The 16594-nt window shown below is 73.1% G+C and carries 13 protein-coding genes and 1 tRNA gene; 6 read left to right on the top strand and 8 right to left on the bottom strand.

Features of this window, described 5'->3' with window-relative positions:
- Positions 1 to 57: 57 nt before the first annotated feature.
- Positions 58 to 1599 (bottom strand): hypothetical protein, encoded by a 1542-nt coding sequence (locus RHODO2019_RS15105; RefSeq protein ID WP_265382558.1) that lies wholly within the window; start codon positions 1597 to 1599, stop codon positions 58 to 60.
- 188 nt (positions 1600 to 1787) lie between these two features.
- On the opposite strand from RHODO2019_RS15105, the gene RHODO2019_RS15100 reads away from it, so the two are divergent.
- Both RHODO2019_RS15100 and RHODO2019_RS15095 read left to right on the top strand, forming a co-directional pair.
- Positions 1788 to 1863: transfer RNA gene (locus RHODO2019_RS15100), tRNA-Thr, on the top strand.
- Between the two features lie 579 nt (positions 1864 to 2442).
- Positions 2443 to 3597 (top strand): glycoside hydrolase family 6 protein, encoded by a 1155-nt coding sequence (locus RHODO2019_RS15095; protein WP_265382557.1) that lies wholly within the window; start codon positions 2443 to 2445, stop codon positions 3595 to 3597.
- Between the two features lie 8 nt (positions 3598 to 3605).
- On the opposite strand, the gene RHODO2019_RS15090 is transcribed toward RHODO2019_RS15095, so the two are convergent.
- The 5 genes from RHODO2019_RS15090 to RHODO2019_RS15070 all read right to left on the bottom strand — a co-directional run bounded on the left by RHODO2019_RS15090 (position 3606) and on the right by RHODO2019_RS15070 (position 9847).
- Positions 3606 to 4217: a class F sortase gene (locus tag RHODO2019_RS15090; protein ID WP_265382556.1), complete on the bottom strand. Its 612-nt coding sequence runs from the start codon at positions 4215 to 4217 to the stop codon at positions 3606 to 3608.
- Complete coding sequence (locus tag RHODO2019_RS15085) at positions 4214 to 5317, bottom strand: glycosyl hydrolase family 8 (RefSeq protein ID WP_265382555.1); 1104 nt, start codon at positions 5315 to 5317, stop codon at positions 4214 to 4216. Before RHODO2019_RS15085 ends, RHODO2019_RS15090 begins: the two co-directional genes overlap by 4 nt.
- A complete protein-coding gene (locus RHODO2019_RS15080) occupies positions 5314 to 6201 on the bottom strand; it encodes a DUF4397 domain-containing protein (RefSeq protein WP_265382554.1) in 888 nt (295 codons plus the stop codon). The genes RHODO2019_RS15085 and RHODO2019_RS15080 overlap by 4 nt, the downstream gene beginning before the upstream one ends.
- Before the next feature lie 107 nt (positions 6202 to 6308).
- The gene (locus tag RHODO2019_RS15075) at positions 6309 to 8255 is read right to left on the bottom strand and encodes a glycosyltransferase family 39 protein (protein ID WP_265382553.1); all 1947 of its coding nucleotides are present in this window, start codon (positions 8253 to 8255) and stop codon (positions 6309 to 6311) included.
- A complete protein-coding gene (locus tag RHODO2019_RS15070; RefSeq protein WP_265382552.1) occupies positions 8252 to 9847 on the bottom strand; it encodes a glycosyltransferase in 1596 nt (531 codons plus the stop codon). Before RHODO2019_RS15070 ends, RHODO2019_RS15075 begins: the two co-directional genes overlap by 4 nt.
- A gap of 347 nt (positions 9848 to 10194) precedes the next feature.
- Here RHODO2019_RS15070 and RHODO2019_RS15065 point away from each other — a divergent pair, with 347 nt between their 5' ends.
- Together RHODO2019_RS15065 and RHODO2019_RS15060 are read left to right on the top strand one after the other, a co-directional pair.
- The gene (locus RHODO2019_RS15065) at positions 10195 to 10923 is read left to right on the top strand and encodes a dihydrofolate reductase family protein (protein WP_265384806.1); all 729 of its coding nucleotides are present in this window, start codon (positions 10195 to 10197) and stop codon (positions 10921 to 10923) included.
- Complete coding sequence (locus tag RHODO2019_RS15060) at positions 10920 to 11816, top strand: dihydropteroate synthase (protein WP_265382551.1); 897 nt, start codon at positions 10920 to 10922, stop codon at positions 11814 to 11816. The genes RHODO2019_RS15065 and RHODO2019_RS15060 overlap by 4 nt, the downstream gene beginning before the upstream one ends.
- A 68-nt stretch (positions 11817 to 11884) precedes the next feature.
- Here the strand turns inward: RHODO2019_RS15060 and katG are convergent, their stop codons facing one another.
- Together katG and RHODO2019_RS15050 are read right to left on the bottom strand one after the other, a co-directional pair.
- Positions 11885 to 14068 carry a catalase/peroxidase HPI gene (gene katG, locus RHODO2019_RS15055; protein WP_265384805.1) on the bottom strand — a complete coding sequence of 728 codons (2184 nt, stop codon included), beginning with the start codon at positions 14066 to 14068 and terminating at the stop codon, positions 11885 to 11887.
- Between the two features lie 64 nt (positions 14069 to 14132).
- The gene (locus tag RHODO2019_RS15050) at positions 14133 to 14561 is read right to left on the bottom strand and encodes a Fur family transcriptional regulator (protein ID WP_265382550.1); all 429 of its coding nucleotides are present in this window, start codon (positions 14559 to 14561) and stop codon (positions 14133 to 14135) included.
- Positions 14562 to 14659: 98 nt separating this feature from the next.
- Between RHODO2019_RS15050 and RHODO2019_RS15045 the strand changes: the two genes are divergently transcribed.
- A complete protein-coding gene (locus tag RHODO2019_RS15045; RefSeq protein WP_265382549.1) occupies positions 14660 to 15553 on the top strand; it encodes a serine O-acetyltransferase in 894 nt (297 codons plus the stop codon).
- Between the two features lie 35 nt (positions 15554 to 15588).
- Positions 15589 to 16524, top strand: a complete 936-nt coding sequence (gene cysK, locus RHODO2019_RS15040) for a cysteine synthase A (RefSeq protein WP_265382548.1) — start codon at positions 15589 to 15591, stop codon at positions 16522 to 16524.
- Positions 16525 to 16594 lie beyond the last annotated feature (70 nt).

The following is a 16594-nucleotide window of genomic DNA, read 5'->3' as shown; positions in this document are numbered from 1 at the left end:
GCCGACGCACCGAGGGCCCCGAGCGGGTGCTCGGGGCCCTCGGTGGTGGCAGGTGGGTCAGGCGGAGGAGGTGACCCGACGTCGCCGCGGCAGGGCGGCCACGATCAGGGCGCCGAGGATCAGCAGCGCGCTGCCGGTCCACATCAGCGGGATCGCCGAGTAGGCGCCGCTGGTGTACGCGAGCGGCGGGGGGCCGGAGGCCTGCGGTGCGCCCGGCGCGGGCGGGGGCGTCACCGCGGCCGGAGGGGCCGGGGTCGAGCAGTCGATCCCACCGGCGCCGACCGAGGCCCGGGCCGTCTGCTCACCGACACCGAGCTGCAGCAGGGAGTCGGGGACGGTGCCGGCAGGCAGCGCCGAGCCGAGCAGCGAGGTCAGCGTGGTCGTGGGGAGCACCGCGACGTCGAGGAGCGAGGCGCTCCCGCCCACCGAGGCGCCGTTGGCCGGGGCCTCGGTGAACTGCCCGTACTTGACGGTGAGCAGCCCGAGGTCGAGGTTCCGGATGGCCCCCGTCGCCTGGTCGACCACGGGGCCGAGGATGGGCTGCAGCAGGCCGCTGAGCGCGGTGGGCAGGGCGGCCACGTCGGAGCCGAGCACCGGGATCTGCAGGGGGATCGAGAACTGGGTCTCGTCTGCCGCAGTGGACGGGTCGTCGACCGCGGCCAGCTTCTGGATGACGGTTCCATCTGCCTGGGTGATCTCCACGACGGGGGCCGTGTAGGTGACGCCCGAGGTCGCCGGGTCGCCGGTCGAGGTCGCGGTGAGGGTCGGTGCCTTGATGACGTTCACCGTGACACCCAGCGGGGTGCCGGGCAGGAGCTGGATGTTGCCCAGCTGGACCCCGGAGCTGGCCTGGATCCCCTTGCCGGCCTGGCCGGCCACGTCGACCAGCTTCGTGGTGGACGTCGCGCTGGCCGTGTCCGGCACCTTCACCACGGACGTGGTGCCCGAGCTCTGGCCGGTGAGCAGGCCCGCGAGGCCGCCGAAGCCGCTCTGGGCACCGGTGAGCAGGCCGGTGAGGCTGCCGAGGGCGGCGGTCGGGTCGCCCGTGCCGGTGGTCGGCAGCGAGAGGGCGGGGAGCACGTTCACCGCGGAGAGGTTCGCCAGCGAGGTGGTGGCCGTGCTGATGGGGTCCACGCAGAAGCCCACCGTGTCGCTGTAGCGAGCCTGGGCCGAGCCCTGCAGCACGCCGCCGGACAGCAGCGGCGCGAGCTGGGCGGGGATGGTGAACCCGGTGGTGGTGGGGGTGGCGTGGTCCGGGGACGCCGTCTGCGAGGCCGTGGTGGGCGGCGTGGGGGACTGCCCGGCGAGGGTCAGCGCGAACGGGGCGGCCGTGGCGGTGGACTGCTGTCCGGCGGGCTTGGTGCTGTCCGCCGTGACGACCGTGGTGGCGATCGCACCGGTGAGCAGGCCGGTGCCGGTCACGCCGGGCAGGCTCGCACCCGGCAGTGCGCGGACGGTGAACAGCGCCGCCCCCGCGTCCGCGGCCGCAGGGGTCGGCGAGGGCGCGGCGGTCTGGGCCGAGGCCGGGGCCGCGGTGGCGGCGAGCAGCAGGGCGGCAGCGGGAAGGGCTACCAGCGCGGCGCGGCGACGGTTGCTCACGGATCCTCCGGAAGTCGGTGTGACGGGTGTTCTGACCCCTCAACGACGGATCGGCGAGTCGGTGACGACCCTCACCCGGATGGTCCATGGGACGGTCCCGGCGCGACGCTGCGTGCGGCCCCCGTGAGGCGCGGCCCGTGTCGGCGCGCCCCGTGGTGGCCGGTATGCTCAGCAAGCCCAAGGGGTACGCCGCCTTAGCTCAGTCGGTAGAGCATCTCACTCGTAATGAGAAGGTCGTCGGTTCGATTCCGACAGGCGGCTCCACGCTTGAGCCAGGTCAGGCTGGACTCGCTCCGGCGAGCACCCGCTCCGGCCCGGACTCGACGGAGTCGCAACGGGTGTCTCGTGTGTTGTCCTCGGGACCGGCGGGTCGAGCAATCCGGAGGCGCTTCGCGGCCAGACGTGGGGCCACTGCGGTCCCTTGTGCGCTGCGGGGTGCTCCGCGAGGCCGGCACGGCCCCCTGCGAACACGTCCTGGCGTCCTCAACCGCCGTCGTGGACCCGGGGCGAGCTGCTCCGGCGGCCTCTGCTCATGGCTGGTGGCAGCCCCGACGCCCGGTCCCGAGCCGGGGTCGTGAAGTGTTCTGGCGTCAGGGGTTAAGGCGGTGCCCCGCTGGTGCCGAAGGTGTGGGGGTGCCCCGTACCCGTCGCGTGATCCTGTGGGCGCTCATCACCCCACTCGTGCTGCTCAGCGGCTCCGTCGCTGCCGCGGCGAGCACCGTCTGGACCGTGTCGCCTGGGGCGGGTGCCGTCCAGTCGGCGGTCGGTACCCCGACTGGCACGGAGGCGTTGCTGTGGAGTGTCGGTAGTGCGAGCACATCGGTGCCGGATGGCGGTCAGCTCGTGCTGCATGCTCGCGCGGACCTCTGCAACGGTCCGCCGCAGGCCGTCATCAGCGTCGACGGTGCGGTTCTGGGTCGGGTGGACGTGGTCAACGCGTCGGAGTGGTGGAGCTACCCGGTCGGGCCGGTCTTGGCGGCCGGCGCTCACTCCGTCGCGATCGGCTTCCCCAACGACGCCGTTGGTCCGGGGTGCGACCGCAACCTGCACGTGGGCTGGGTCGACACCACTGCACCAACGAGCACCAGCACCACCACCTCACCGACGGGCACTACCGCTCCTGCACCGACGGGTGCCAAGACCACGAATCCGTTCGCTGCGGGCCGGCCGTACGTCGATCCCCGCTACCCGTCGGTGGCCGCCGCGACCGCCCGCCGGGCCGGTGACCCGTCCGGGGCGGCGGCGCTGGACCGGATCTCCGCGCAGACCGCGGCGTTCTGGGCGGGCGACTGGTACTCCCGTGACCAGGTCGGGGCTGCTGTGGGCGGTTACGCGCGGCGGGCCAACAGTGCGGGGCAGACCGGTGTGGTGGTGGTCTACGCCATCCCTGGTCGCGACTGTGGCAGCTACTCCGCGGGCGGGTTGACCCCCGACACCTACCCGGGATGGGTGTCGGCGGTGGCCGATGGGCTGCGTGGCACCCGCACCGCCGTGGTGCTGGAGCCGGACGCGCTCGCCGAGCTGGGTGCGTGCTCGGGCCAGGGTGACCGCTCGGGGCTGCTGCGGGCAGCCGTGACCACCCTGACCTCGGCGGGCGCCACGGTGTACCTCGATGCCGGGCACTCCGGGTGGGTGGATGCAGCGACGATGGCCTCGCGCCTGCGGGCTGCGGGTGTTGCCGGGGCGCGGGGGTTCGCCACGAACGTCAGCGCGTTCCAGACCAGCGCCGACGAGCGGGCGTACGCCGAGCAGGTCTCCGCGGGAACAGGGGGAGCTCGCTACGTCATCGACACCAGCCGCAACGGCGCCGGGGCCACCAGCCAGTGGTGCAACCCGGCGGGCCGCAAGCTCGGGGCCGTCCCGGGGATGGTCACCGACGGATCCCACCAGGACGCGAACCTGTGGGTGAAGCGGGTGGGGGAGTCCGATGGCAGCTGTGGTGGCGGACCCCCGGCAGGGCAGTGGTGGACCGACTACGCCATGTCCCTCGCGCGCTGAGCGAAGCCCTACCCGGGGACCTCGCTGGCGTAGACGACGATGTTGTCCCGGTACGAGCGCGCCGCCGCGTCGAAGCTGCCACCGCAGGTGATCAGGCGTAACGACGCCCCGGGCTGCGGGCCATACACCGCGGCTGTGGGGAACTGGTCCTTGGGGTACTGCTCGACCGCGTCGACCCGAAAAGTGACGACCCGCCCGTCCGAGCGGGTCACCCGTACCTGGTCACCGGTGGTGAGCTCGCGGAGCCGGTAGAACACCTTCGGGCCGCTGGTGTCGTCGACGTGGGCTGCGATGACGGCGGGTCCGGGGTCTCCGGGGGCCGGACCGTTCACGTAGTAGCCGGCCCGGTTGAAGTCCACCGGGGGGTTGAGCTCCCCACCGGTAGCGCGGCTGAGCTTCTCCAGCTCCGAGGTGTCCACGCCGATCGCAGGCACCTGCACCCTCGTGGGGGACACGGTGGCGCCGGCCGGGATGGGCTGCGGTCCGTCGAGCGGTGCCGCCGCCGGGGCCGACGGGCTGGTGGGTGCGGCGGTGGGGGCCTGGCCGGGGGTGCTGGCGCAGCCCGCGAGCAGGCCCAGCGTGAGGATCGCGGCCCCCGTTGCGCGCGCGGCGCTGATCACGCGGTCACCGCCGGGCAGGAGCCGAGCAGGTTGGTCTGCAGCAGCACCCGGCCCAGGGCGACCCACGCCCCGCCGTAGTAGCTGGGTGCGTGGTCGTCCAGTGCGGCCGCGGCGTCGAGGGCGGTCGCCGCCCTGCCGGTGTCGCCCACCGCGCTGTCGGCGGCGGCCGCGGCGGCGAGCATCAGCGGGTGCTGCCAGTCGACGGTGGGGGAACCGTCCAGTGCGTAGATTCCGCGGACCTGGTCGACGGGCTGGTCGAGCACGCGGGCGGTGTCGGCGGCCAGGGCGCGGTCGGCGGGGTTGCACGACTCGGCCGTTCGGAGCACCGTCCGGGCGGCGTCGAAGGAGAAGCGCGGCGCGGCGCCGTCGGGGGCGGTTCTCGCGCTGACCTCGCCCGAGCTGCTCACCTGGGCCCAGTCGGGGGGCAGCGGGTTCTCCACCAGCAGCGCCTGCGTCACCGCGGTGCCCCCGGCGCGGAGCTCGGCCCACCGGGGGTCGCCGGTGGCCGTGGCCAGCTCGCGGGTGGCTCCGGGGGAGAAGTAGCTCGGGTTGACCGCCCACGGTGCCGTTCGCGCCCACGTCCCCGCGGTGAGCACGAGTCCGAGCGGGGTCCGCGCGGTTTCGTGGTCGAGCACGGCCGCGGCCATGGTGCGTCCGTCCGCCGTCAGCGAGGTGTCCCCGAAACGGTCGCCGGCCAGGACGAGAGCGCGGGCGGCGTCGAGGTCGGCGTCGGCCGCGGACGCGGGGTCGACGACGGCACCGTCGCGCCACTGCCAGGACATGAGGCCGTCGGGGCGCAGCAGGTTGTTCTTGGCCCACCCCCAGATGGTGGTGAAGCGGTCGCGGTCACCCGCGGCGACGGCGAGCAGCATCCCGTAGGCCTGGCCCTCGCTGACGGTGTCGCTGCCCTGGTCGCGGCGCACCACCCGGCCGTCGGCGTCGGTGTAGTCGGCGAGGAAGTGCTGCGCCGAGGCCACGGCCACCTCCTCTGCAGGGTCAGGACCTGTCGGGGTGGGGCCGCGGTCCAGGACCAGGACGGCGGACGCGGTGACCACGAGCACGGCGAGGGCACCCGCGAGCAGTCGTTGCAGGGTGCTCACGGCTGTGCTGCCACCGTCCTGCGGCGTGCGAGGACACCACCGACGGCCACCAGCAGGAGACCGATCCCGAGGACGGGGGTGGTCGAGCTGGAGGTGGTGTCGATGATGGTGGTGGCGGTGCCGCCGGCGCCGGTTTCCACCCCGCCGGCGGGGGCCATGGCGGTGTTGATGCCGGCGGCGTCGACCACAGGGGTGATGGCGAAGCCACCGCTGCTGGTGTCGGTGACGAGAAGGCTGTTGACCGATCCTGCGGTGAGGTCGACCACCGGCGCCGAGGCCATCGCGGAGCTGCCGTCGGGGGCGGTGACCTTCAGCGTCCACCGGCCTTGAGGGACGTTCGCGTAGCCGGTGGCGGTGCCGTAGGCGAGTCCGCGGGCCAGCGTGGGCCCGCCGACGGCCTCGACGGTGAGGTCCTGGGCCTTGGTGGATCCCTGGATGAGTCGCACCCGGGAGGCGTTGGCGGGTGGTGGGGTGAGGTCATCGGTGATCACGGACGTGGACAGTGCGCCCATCCGGCCCGTGGCCAGCACGGTGTACGCCGAGCCCGCGGCGACGGTGACCTGGGCGGAGAGCATGGGGGCGGAGCCGGCCGGGGTGCCTGCCGGTCGCATCGCCAACGTGTAGTCGCCGGGGGCCAGCGTCTGGTAGGCCGTCAGCGATCCGTAGGGCGCCTTGGTGATGACCGACTGCTGCGCACCCCCGAACGGTGCGAGGTAGACGTCCACCGGTCCCACGTCGGGCGCGAGGTGCCCGAGGCGGACGAACCCGCTGGGGTTCGCCGCGGGTGCGGCCTGCGCGGCGGCGGTCCCAGCCCCGAGGAGACCGACGAGCAGTGCGGCCAGCACGGTCACGAGCGGGACGAGCAGGGTGCGGGCACGGGTCACGGGTCCTCCTGGGACGTGTTCGTGGTGGACATGGGTGTGGTGGACGTGTTCGTGGTAGACGTGTTCGTGGTGGACGTGGGTGTGGTGGTCGAGTGCTGCGCAGCGGCTCACGTGGGCGCCACCGCGGAGTAGGTCACCAGCACGTCGTCGCCGGAGGTGGTGACCTCCGTGGGTGCGAGAGCGCCCGTCTGGGTAGCGAAGAACTGCTGCACGGGGGCACCGCCACTGAGGAGCAGCTGCCGGCGGGGTGTGCCGGCCGCGTCCTCCCCGTCCACCGCGGGTGCGCCGAGCAGCGTCACCGGCTGCTGGGCGGCGAGGGCCGCGAGGCCCGCCATGGCGCGGGAGTCCACCCGGCCCCCGGTGAGCAGGTCGGCGGTGGCGGTGTCGGCCGCGATCGCGGGGTTGCCTGCCAGCTGTGCGCCGCCCTGGCTGCGGGCCGAGGCGGCCGCACCGTTGGTGGCGTTCACCGCGTCGATGCCCTCGGGGTGGACCTGGCGCACCTCCACCCGGGTGTTGCCCTGCCCGAAGCTGGCGGCGAGGGTGCTGTTGGCGATGGCCTGGGCGATGGTGGGGGAGCCGTCGGCCGAGCGGCGCATCGACTCCGTGGTGATGACCCAGCCGTAGTCCCGCCACCCGTTGGGCGCCATGTCGATGACGGCGGAGTCGGTGTCGGCCTTGTAGAACCAGACGATGTTGTTGCGGTCGCGACCGGAGCGGACGAGATCCACCCACATGGCGTCGTCGACCAGCATCCGCTGGCCCTTCGGGATGTTCGCTGTCGCCCATGCCTCGCCCTGCGCCACAGGGGCGTCGAGGTTCGCCAGGGCCAGCCCGCGGAGCTGACCGGTCCAGGCCGGGGCGGCGGTGGCGACCCCGGCGCCGCCGAGCAGGACCGCCACCGTGGCGGTCACCGCCGCGAGTGAGCGCCAGCGGCCGGTGCGCAGCGCCGCGCGGACCGCGGCGTCGACCACCCCGGCGACGAGCAGGGCTCCGAAGGGCAGCAGCGCGATGACGTAGGGGACCGGTAGGTAGCCGGGGCGCAGCATCATCAGCAGGAGGAACACCATGCCCACGGCGATCGGGCGCAGCCGGCGGACGAACAACCCGGTGACGGCGGCGAGGACGCTGGCCACCGGCAGGACGGTGTCCAGCTGCAGCCAGGTGTCCAGGGTGCGCCGTGACAGCGAGGACGGGTCGAACAGGCTGCCGCTGGACTGTCGGCCACCGAGCTGGAACTCCAGCCCGCCGACCAGGCTCACCCGGTTCGGGCCGGGCAGCAGCTCCCCCTTGACCAGTGCGAGCAGCCCGTAGCCGGCGCCCGCGAGCACGAACAGCGTGCCGGCAACCGTCAGGGCGTAGCGGCGGGTGCTGGCGGCGCTGTGCCGCAGAACCAGGTACACCAGGGCGGGCAGCAGCAGCAGGTAGGTCTCCTTGCTCAGCACCGCGATGGCGAAGGCCAGACCGGCTCCGGCGGTCGCGGCCAGCCGGTTGCGTGGGGACAGCGCGAGCACGAAGGCGGCCAGCGCCCACGGGGTGGCCACGTTGTCCAGGTACACGGTGCGCTGGAACTGCACGGCGAGCGGGCTCAGCCCCATGATGAGAACGGCCGCACCCGAGCCCCACCGGGACACCCCGAGCCGGCGCGCCAGCACGTACAGCAGACCCGCGCTCGCGACGGCAGCGACGAGCATCGCCTCTCGCCCGGCGGCGACGGCGTTGGGTGCGCGGTTGAAGGCGTCGGTGAGCCAGGTGTACCCGGCGATCTGGATCCAGCCCAGCGGCGGGTGGTCGTACCAGTAGGTGTAGTGCGCGAGCGAGCCCAGCTTGTCCACGGCGTACGCCTGCGCGACGTAGGTGCCCTCGTCGTCGATCCGCTGCGGGGCGGTGACCATGCCGACGAATCGCACCACACCGGTGACGAGCAGCAGCGGGGTGAGCACCAGCAGCGACGTCCGGTGTCGGCGAGCCCACCCGGCGAGACGGCGCAGCGCGCCGTCGGGTCCTGCAGGCGTCGCACCGGGGGTCATCGCCGGACGGTCGAGCAGCGCGGTCATCGCGCACCTCCGACGGGCAGCAGGGCACCGGTGCCCGGCTCGGTGTCCACCAGGGTCTTGTCGTTGACCGCCACGGCGGTGCGGTGCAGGTTGGAGTGCGCGGTCTTCTCCCAGCTGTTCTCCCCGCGGAGCTGGCGCCACACCGAGCGCAGCGCGGCGAAGGCGAGCAGCACCTGGTAGGGGAAGACACCCAGCACGAGCTTGACGTAGTCGCGGGCGCGGGCCTTCAGGCCGAAGCTGCGGGCGAAGTCGTCCAGCCCCGCCATCTCCACGGCCACCGTGATGAGGGTGGGCACGACCGGCAGGAACGTCAGCAGGGTGATCGCCGTGGGCACCTTGGCCGTCAGCATGATGACCAGCGAGATCGGGATCATCACGCCGGTGAACGCCTGCAGGAACGGCATGGCCAGGGTGTAGCGGGCCAGCCACCGCGCACGGCGGCTGGGGATCTGCTTCCACACGCCCTTGCCGAGGACCTGGAGGAAGCCCTGGTCCCACCGCGTGCGCTGCTTCACCAGCGACGCGATCGTGTCCGGGGTCTCCTCGCGCGTGACCACCTCCGGGTCGTAGGCCACGGCCACCTTGGCTCCGGCCGTCGAGAGCCGAACGCCGATCTCGCAGTCCTCGGCCAGGCAGGTCTCGTCCCAGCCGTCGTACTCCCGCAGCAGGGCGGTCCGCATGAAGACGGTGTTGCCGCCCAGGGGGATGAAGTTCTGCGCGGCCTGGAAGTGCAGCCGGCTGCGGAACCAGAAGTAGTACTCGAGGCAGTTGCGCATCGACCACCAGCTGGAGTGGATGTTCATCAGCTGGACCCCGCCCTGGACGACGTCGGCCCCGGTGTCGGCGAAACGCATGTCCACCAGGCGCAGCAGGTCGGGGTGCACGTCGTCCTCGGCGTCGAAGACACCGACGACGTCGCCGCGGCACTCGAGCAGCGCCGTGTTCAGCGCCTTGGGCTTGTTCTTGGGCACGTTGGAGTCGATGACCACCCGCACCACACCGGGATGCCGCGCTGCGGCGGCCCGCGCCACCGTCTCGGTGCCCGGGTCGTCGTGGCCGATGATGGCGAGCACCTCGAAGTCCGGGTGGTCGATCTCGGCCAGCGAGTCGAGGGTCTGCCCGAGCACGGCCTCCTCGTGGCGGGCCGGGACCAGCAGGGAGAACGAGCGGCTCGGGACGTGGTCACGTCGGCGGAAGCTTGTGCTGCGCAACGTTTCCGGAGTTTTCCAGGCGTGCAGCATCCACCACAGCGTCGTGCTCGCCACTGCGGTCATGAGCAGGGCCAGCAGCACCAGGACACCGGTACCGATCCAGCCCAGCAGGCTCGTCCCCCCACCCTCGCTGGCCGTTCCCGCGCTCGCCGGTGTGCCTGCTGGGGAGGCGGGAGCGGGCTGCGGCGCCGCGGGCGGCAGCAGCTGCCCACCGTCGGAGGGAGCACGCTGCGCAGGCACGACCAGCGCTGACGCGGTCGGGGCGGACCCGATGTGCACCGACGCGACCGGTGCGGTCACCGACACGGGCACCGGCGCGGCGTGGGACGGACCGGCGCCCAGCAGCAGCGCCGATCCGATGGCGGCCAGGAGCACGGGCACGGACAGGACGGACGTGGATCTCGGGCGCACGGCGCCCCCCTCTTCGTCGGATCGAGACTGCGGGAACGGCCGTCCGGGTTCCGGGTACGGCTCGCATCGTTCGACTCCGACGTCGCCGTTGACGCCAGGGTGGGCGCGAAAGATCAGCACGCCCTTGCTAGGTCCTACGCGGCCACCCGGCGGCGTGGTTCACGTTCGCGACCTGACCAAAAAATGACGTGCTGTCACCACACCTCCAGCAGACGTGGTCGAGTCCCTGACCACCCGGCAGGGCGAACCCAGGCCTGGTGAAGGACACTGGCGCGGAGCGGGCCCTGCGGGCACCCGTTAGGTTCAGGTCCGTGGACATGGTCTTCCCGGCACCGCCGCGGTCGCTCGATCCGGACGAGCTCCTCGAGGCCTACCCGTGGCCCGACGAGGGTCGGTGGGTGCGAGCCATGATGGTCACCACCCTCGACGGCGCCGCCGCGGGTCCGGACGGGCTCAGCGGCTCGATCTCCTCGACGGTGGACGGGGACGTCTTCGACAGCGTGCGGCGCCTGGCCGACGCGGTGCTCGTCGGTGCCGGGACGCTGCGCGCCGAGGAGTACGGCCCGATGCGGGCCGCGGACGCCGATGCCGACCGCCGCGAGCGGGCAGGGCAGGCCCCTGCACCCCAGCTGGTCGTGGTCTCCGGCTCGCTCGACCTGCCGTGGTCGCTGCCCGTGTGGGCGGGGTCGACCCTGACCCCGCTGGTGCTCACCGGCCCGTCGCCGGACCCGGAGGCGCTCGAGACCGCCCACGAGCACGCCACCGTGCTGACGCTGCCCGACCTCGAGGTGGCCACCGTGCTCGACGCGCTCGGCGCGCGTGGCCTGCGCCGGATCGTCTGCGAGGGCGGCCCCTCGCTGCTCGAGGCCGTCGTCGCCGCCGACCTGCTCGACGAGGCCGACATCACCGTCTCACCGGTGTTCGCCGGCACCGCGAAGACTCCCCGGACGGGCGGGCTCGACCAGGTGGCCCGGTTCACCCTGGTGCACCTGCTCACCGCCGAGAGCTTCCTCATGGCCCGCTACGTCCGTCCGTCCGCCGCGTGATCAGCCTGCGCGAGCTCGTCCGCCTCGCCGCCGAGCACCCCGAGGACCTCGACCACCCCGTGGCACCGTTCCGGGTGGGTGAGCGGGTCCTCGACACCGACCTCCGCCCGTCGATCATGGGCGTGGTGAACCTGTCCCAGGACTCCTGGTACCGCGAGAGCATCGCGCCGTCGGTCGAGGCGGCCGTGCGCCGGGGCACCGTGCTGGCGGCCCAGGGGGCGGACTTCGTCGACGTGGGCGCCGAGTCGGTGGTCGCCGGCACCCGTCGGGTCACCGCCGAGGACCAGGTGCGGGCCCTGGTTCCCGTGGTGGAGGGACTCGCCGCCGCCGGGGTCGTGGTGTCCGTGGAGAGCTACGAGCCGGCGGTCGTGCGGGCGTGCCTGCAGGCAGGGGCGAGGCTGCTCAACCTCACCGGTCCGTCGCAGGACGCGGCGATGTTCGACCTGGCCGCCGAGCACGACGCCGCACTCGTGCTCTGCCACGTCACCGGGGCCAACCCTCGCGAGCTCGACGACGTCGCGGTGGCCCGTGACCCCTACCCCGCCATGCTCGAGCAGTTCGCCGAGCGGGTCGCCGACGCCCGCGGACGCGGTGTCGCCGCCGGCATCTGCCTCGACCCGGGCGTCGGGTTCGGCTTCACCAGCGGGGGCAGCCTGGACCGGGTGCGCCACCAGGCCGTCGTGCTGTTGAACAGCTTCCGCGCCCGCACCCTGGGCCTGCCCATCTGCCACTCGCTGCCGGGAGGGCTCGACTACTTCGAGGACGAGACCCGGACCGCCGAGGGCTTCTTCGCCGTGCTGGCGACCCTCGGCGGCACGGGGATCTACCGGACCCACGAGGTTCCGCGGGTGCGGGCCGTGCTCGCGGCCATGGCCGACCTGTCGGTCGACTGACCGGACCGACGGCCGGCGCCCGGGCCGGCCGGTGAGGGCCGACCCGGGCGCCGGGTTCGTCAGGAGGTTCAGACCACGTCGTAGCGGTCCAGGTCCATCACCTTGGTCCACGCGGTGACGAAGTCGGCGACGAACTTCTCGCCCCCGTCGGCGCTCGCGTACACCTCGGCGACGGCCCGCAGCTCGGAGTTGGAGCCGAAGAGCAGGTCGACGCGGCTCCCGGTCACCTCGCCGGCGGGCGTGCGGCCGACGTAGGAACCGTCCTCCGCGGGGGTCCACGTCGTCCCCATGTCCAGCAGGTTCACGAAGAAGTCGTTCGTGAGCGTCCCGGGTGCGGTGGTGAGCACGCCCTGGGCGGAGCCTGCCGTGTTGGCGCCGAGCACCCGCAGGCCACCGACGAGCACCGTCATCTCCGGGGCGCTCAGGGTCAGCAGGTTCGCCTTGTCCACGAGCTGGTACTCCGCGGGCAGGCGGTCGGCCTTGTCCGCGACGTTGCGGAACCCGTCCGAGCGGGGCTCCATCCAGGAGAACGACTCGACGTCGGTCGTCTCCTGGGTGGCGTCGGTGCGACCCGCTGCGAACGGCACCGTCACGGTGTGGCCGCCGTCCTTCGCGGCCTTCTCCACGCCGGCCGCACCGGCGAGCACGACGAGGTCCGCGAACGAGATCTTCTTGCCGCTCGACTGCGCGGCGTTGAACGACTCCTGCACGCCCTCGAGGGTGCGGATGACCGTCGCCAGCTCGTCGGGGGAGTTGATCTCCCAGCTGCGCTGCGGCTCGAGGCGGATGCGGCCGCCGTTGGCCCCTCCGCGCTTGTCGCTGCCGCGGAAGGTGGAAGCCGCGGCCCACGCGGTGGAGACGAGCTGGGAGACGGTCAGACCGGAGGCCAGCACCTGCTCCTTGAGGGCCGCGACATCCGCCGCGTCCACGAGCTCGTGGTCCACGGCGGGCACCGGATCCTGCCACAGGAGCTCCTCGGCCGGCACGAGCGGTCCGAGGTAGCGCTGCTTGGGGCCCATGTCGCGGTGGGTGAGCTTGTACCAGGCGCGGGCGAACGCGTCGGCGAACTGGTCGGGGTTCGCGAGGAAGCGCCGGGTGATCTCCTCGTAGACCGGGTCCTCGCGCAGCGCGATGTCGGAGGTCAGCATCGTCGGGTAGCGGGTCAGCTCGCCGGTCTCCGGGTCGGGGATGGTGTTCGCGCCCGCGCCGCCCACCGGGCGCCACTGGTGCGCCCCGGCCGGGCTCTTCTCCAGCTCCCAGTCGTAGGCGTAGAGGTTCTCCAGGTACTCCATGTCCCAGCGCGACGGGTTCGAGGTCCAGGTGACCTCGAGGCCGCTGGTGATCGTGTCGCGACCCTTGCCGGAGCCGAAGGTGTTCCGCCAGCCCAGGCCCTGCTGCTCCAGGGGGGCGGCCTCGGGCTCGGGGCCGACGTGCGGCTCGGGATCGGCGGCGCCGTGGGTCTTTCCGAAGGTGTGCCCACCGGCGATGAGGGCGACGGTCTCCTCGTCGTTCATCGCCATGCGGGCGAAGGTCTCGCGGGTGTCCCGGGCCGAGCCGAGTGCGTCCGGGACGCCGTTGGGGCCCTCGGGGTTGACGTAGATCAGGCCCATCTGAACAGCGGCGAGCGGCCCGGTGAGGGTGTGCTCGCTGGTGTAGCGCTCGTCGCCCAGCCAGGTCTGCTCCGGGCCCCAGTAGACGTCCTCGTCGGGCTCCCAGACGTCGGCGCGACCGCCGGCGTAGCCGAAGGTGGTGAAGCCCATGGTCTCCAGCGCACGGTTGCCCGTGAGCACGATCAGGTCACCCCAGGAGAGGTTGCGCCCGTACTTCTGCTTGACCGGCCAGAGCAGGCGGCGGGCCTTGTCCAGGCTCGCGTTGTCCGGCCAGGAGTTCAGCGGGGCGAAGCGCTGCATGCCCGCGCCCGAGCCCCCGCGGCCGTCGCTGACGCGGTAGGTGCCCGCGCTGTGCCACGCCATCCGGACGAAGAACCCGCCGTAGTGCCCGGAGTCGGCCGGCCACCAGTCCTGCGAGGTGGTCATCAGGGCGTCGATGTCGGCGATGACGGCGTCGAGGTCGAGGGCGTTGAACGCCGCGGCGTAGTCGAAGTCGGCGCCCAGGGGGTTGGCGACGGCGGGGTGCTTGCGCAGGATCTTCAGGTTGAGCTGGTTCGGCCACCAGTCCTGGTTGCCGCCACCCTCGGTGGGGTGCTTGAACTGGGCGCCAACGGGGCACCCGCCGGACGCGTCGTCGTTCATCTTGCTCTCGACGGTCGTGTGGTCGGTGTCGGTCACGGGACAACCTTTCCGGGGGTGGACGTGCTCAGGAACGGGTGGAGGAGCAGGAGGGGCACAGGCCCCAGTAGACGACCTCGGCCTCGTCGATGGTGAAGCCGTGGTCGTCGGCCGCGGTGAGGCACGGGGAGGTGCCCACGGCGCACGCGACGTCGACGATCACCCCGCACGAGCGGCACACCAGGTGGTGGTGGTTGTCGCCGACCCGCGACTCGTAGCGGGCGACCGAGCCGGAGGGCTCGATCCTTCGCACGAGACCCGAGGTGGTCAGCACGCGCAGCACGTCGTACACGGCCTGGTGCGAGACCTCGCCGAGGTCGGCCCGCGCAGCCCGGATGACCGTGTCGGTGTCCGAGTGCGGGTTCGCGTGCACCGCGGCGAGCACCGCCAGCCGCGGGCGGGTCACCCGCAGGGCGGCCCCGCGCAGCGACTGCTCGAGGTCCGACGTGGTGGGCACACCGCCGAGCATGGACCCTGTTCTGGAACGAGTCAAGGAAAGGGAGGGCTCCGGACCGGCTCCGGCCGGCCCCGCCGCTCGCGCATAGGGTCGCCGCCATGCCGGAGACGTCGTCCCCCCCGTCGCCCACCCTGGAGCTCCCGGAGGGGTTCGCGGCGCTGCTCGCGGGCGAGCGGGCCGCCTACCGGCTGCCCCCGGACCTGCCCGACACCGCCGAGCGGCTCATCCACGCGAGCCTCGCGCTGCTGTTCCCGCACTTCACGCGGGGCTCGACCTGCCGGGCCGACGCCGTCGAGGCCGACGCCGCCGTGCTCGTGCGCCTGCTGGAGCAGGCGATGGACCTGCCGGGCGTCGCGGCCGACGCCCGCCACCGCGCGGCTGCGGCGCTCGTGGCCGCGCTGCCCGGGATCCGCGCGGCCCTGCTGCTCGACGCAGCGGCCACCGCCGACGGGGACCCGGCCGCCTCGGGCGTGGACGAGGTGGTGCTGGCCTACCCCGGGTTCTTCGCCACCGCGGTGCACCGGATCGCCCACCAGCTGCACGTCGGCGGGGTCGCGCTGCTGCCCCGGCTGCTCGGCGAGCTCGCCCACCGCGCCACCGGTATCGACATCCACCCCGGAGCGACGATCGGCGGTTCCTTCGCCATCGACCACGGCACCGGGGTCGTCGTCGGGGCGACCTGCGAGATCGGCGAGCGGGTGCGGCTGTACCAGGGCGTCACCCTCGGTGCGCTGGTCGTCAGCAAGGACCTGGGGTCGCGAAAGCGCCACCCGACCGTGCAGGACGACGTCGTCGTCTACTCCGGCGCGACCATCCTCGGCGGGGACACCGTGATCGGCCGCGGCAGCCGGATCGGCGGCAACGTGTGGCTCACCCGGAGCGTGCCGCCGGGCTCGGTCGTCTCGACCAGCGCGGGCACGGACCGCCGCCGCAGCCCCGGTGCGCAGGGGGGCCGGGAAGCATCCGACCCCGCCCTGGAGTTCTACCTCTGACAGCCGCACCGCTCCCGAGCACCGGAGGACCACCCATGAGGGCCGACAGCATTCTCGACGTCATCGGCAACACCCCCCACGTCCGCCTCTCCCGCCTGTTCGACGGCCCGGTCGAGGTGTGGATGAAGCTCGAGCGGCAGAACCCGGGCGGCTCCATCAAGGACCGGATCGGCCTGGCCATGATCGAGGCCGCCGAGGCCGACGGGACGCTGCAGCCGGGCGGGGTCATCATCGAGCCGACCTCGGGCAACACCGGGATCGGGCTGGCCGTGGTCGCGGCCGTGAAGGGCTACGAGCTGGTGCTGGTGATGCCCGAGTCGATGTCGGTCGAGCGCCGACGGCTCATGGCCGCCTACGGGGCGACGTTCGTGCTCACCCCGCGCGCCGAGGGCATGAAGGGCGCCATCGCCCGCGCCGAGCAGCTCGTGGCCGAGCGTCCCGGTGCGTGGATGCCGCAGCAGTTCGAGAACCCGGCCAACATCGACGTGCACCGGCGCACCTCCGCCCAGGAGATCCTCGCGGACTTCCCCGACGGGCTCGACGTGCTCATCACCGGCGTCGGCACCGGCGGGCACCTCACCGGGGTCAGCGAGGCGCTCAAGGAGCAGTGGCCCGACCTCAAGACCTACGCCGTGGAGCCGGCCAAGTCCCCGGTGATCGGCGGGGGGGACCCGGCCCCGCACAAGCTGCAGGGCATCGGCGCGGGGTTCGTGCCCACCAACCTGCACCGCGACACCCTCGACGGCACCATCAGCGTCAGCGAGGAGGACTCCTACGGCTACGCGCAGCGGGTGGCCCGGGTGGAGGGCATCTTCGTGGGGCCGTCATCCGGGGCGTCGCTGGCCGCCGTCGCGCAGAAGATCCCCGACCTCGCCCCGGGCACCCGGGTGCTCACCTACTGCTACGACACCGGTGAGCGGTACCTGTCCGTGGAGGGCCTGTTCGACACCGAGGCTGCCGCCGAGCGGTGACGGCAGGCCCCGGCGGAGCGGGGAGTCCGCCGATCCGGCGCACGACCCCGCTGCGGTGGCCGCCACCCGC

Source organism: Rhodococcus antarcticus (assembly GCF_026153295.1).
Lineage (GTDB): Bacteria > Actinomycetota > Actinomycetes > Mycobacteriales > Mycobacteriaceae > Rhodococcus_D > Rhodococcus_D antarcticus.
The sequence above is the reverse complement of the archived record's forward strand: the minus strand, read 5'-3'. Positions and strand labels throughout refer to the sequence as shown.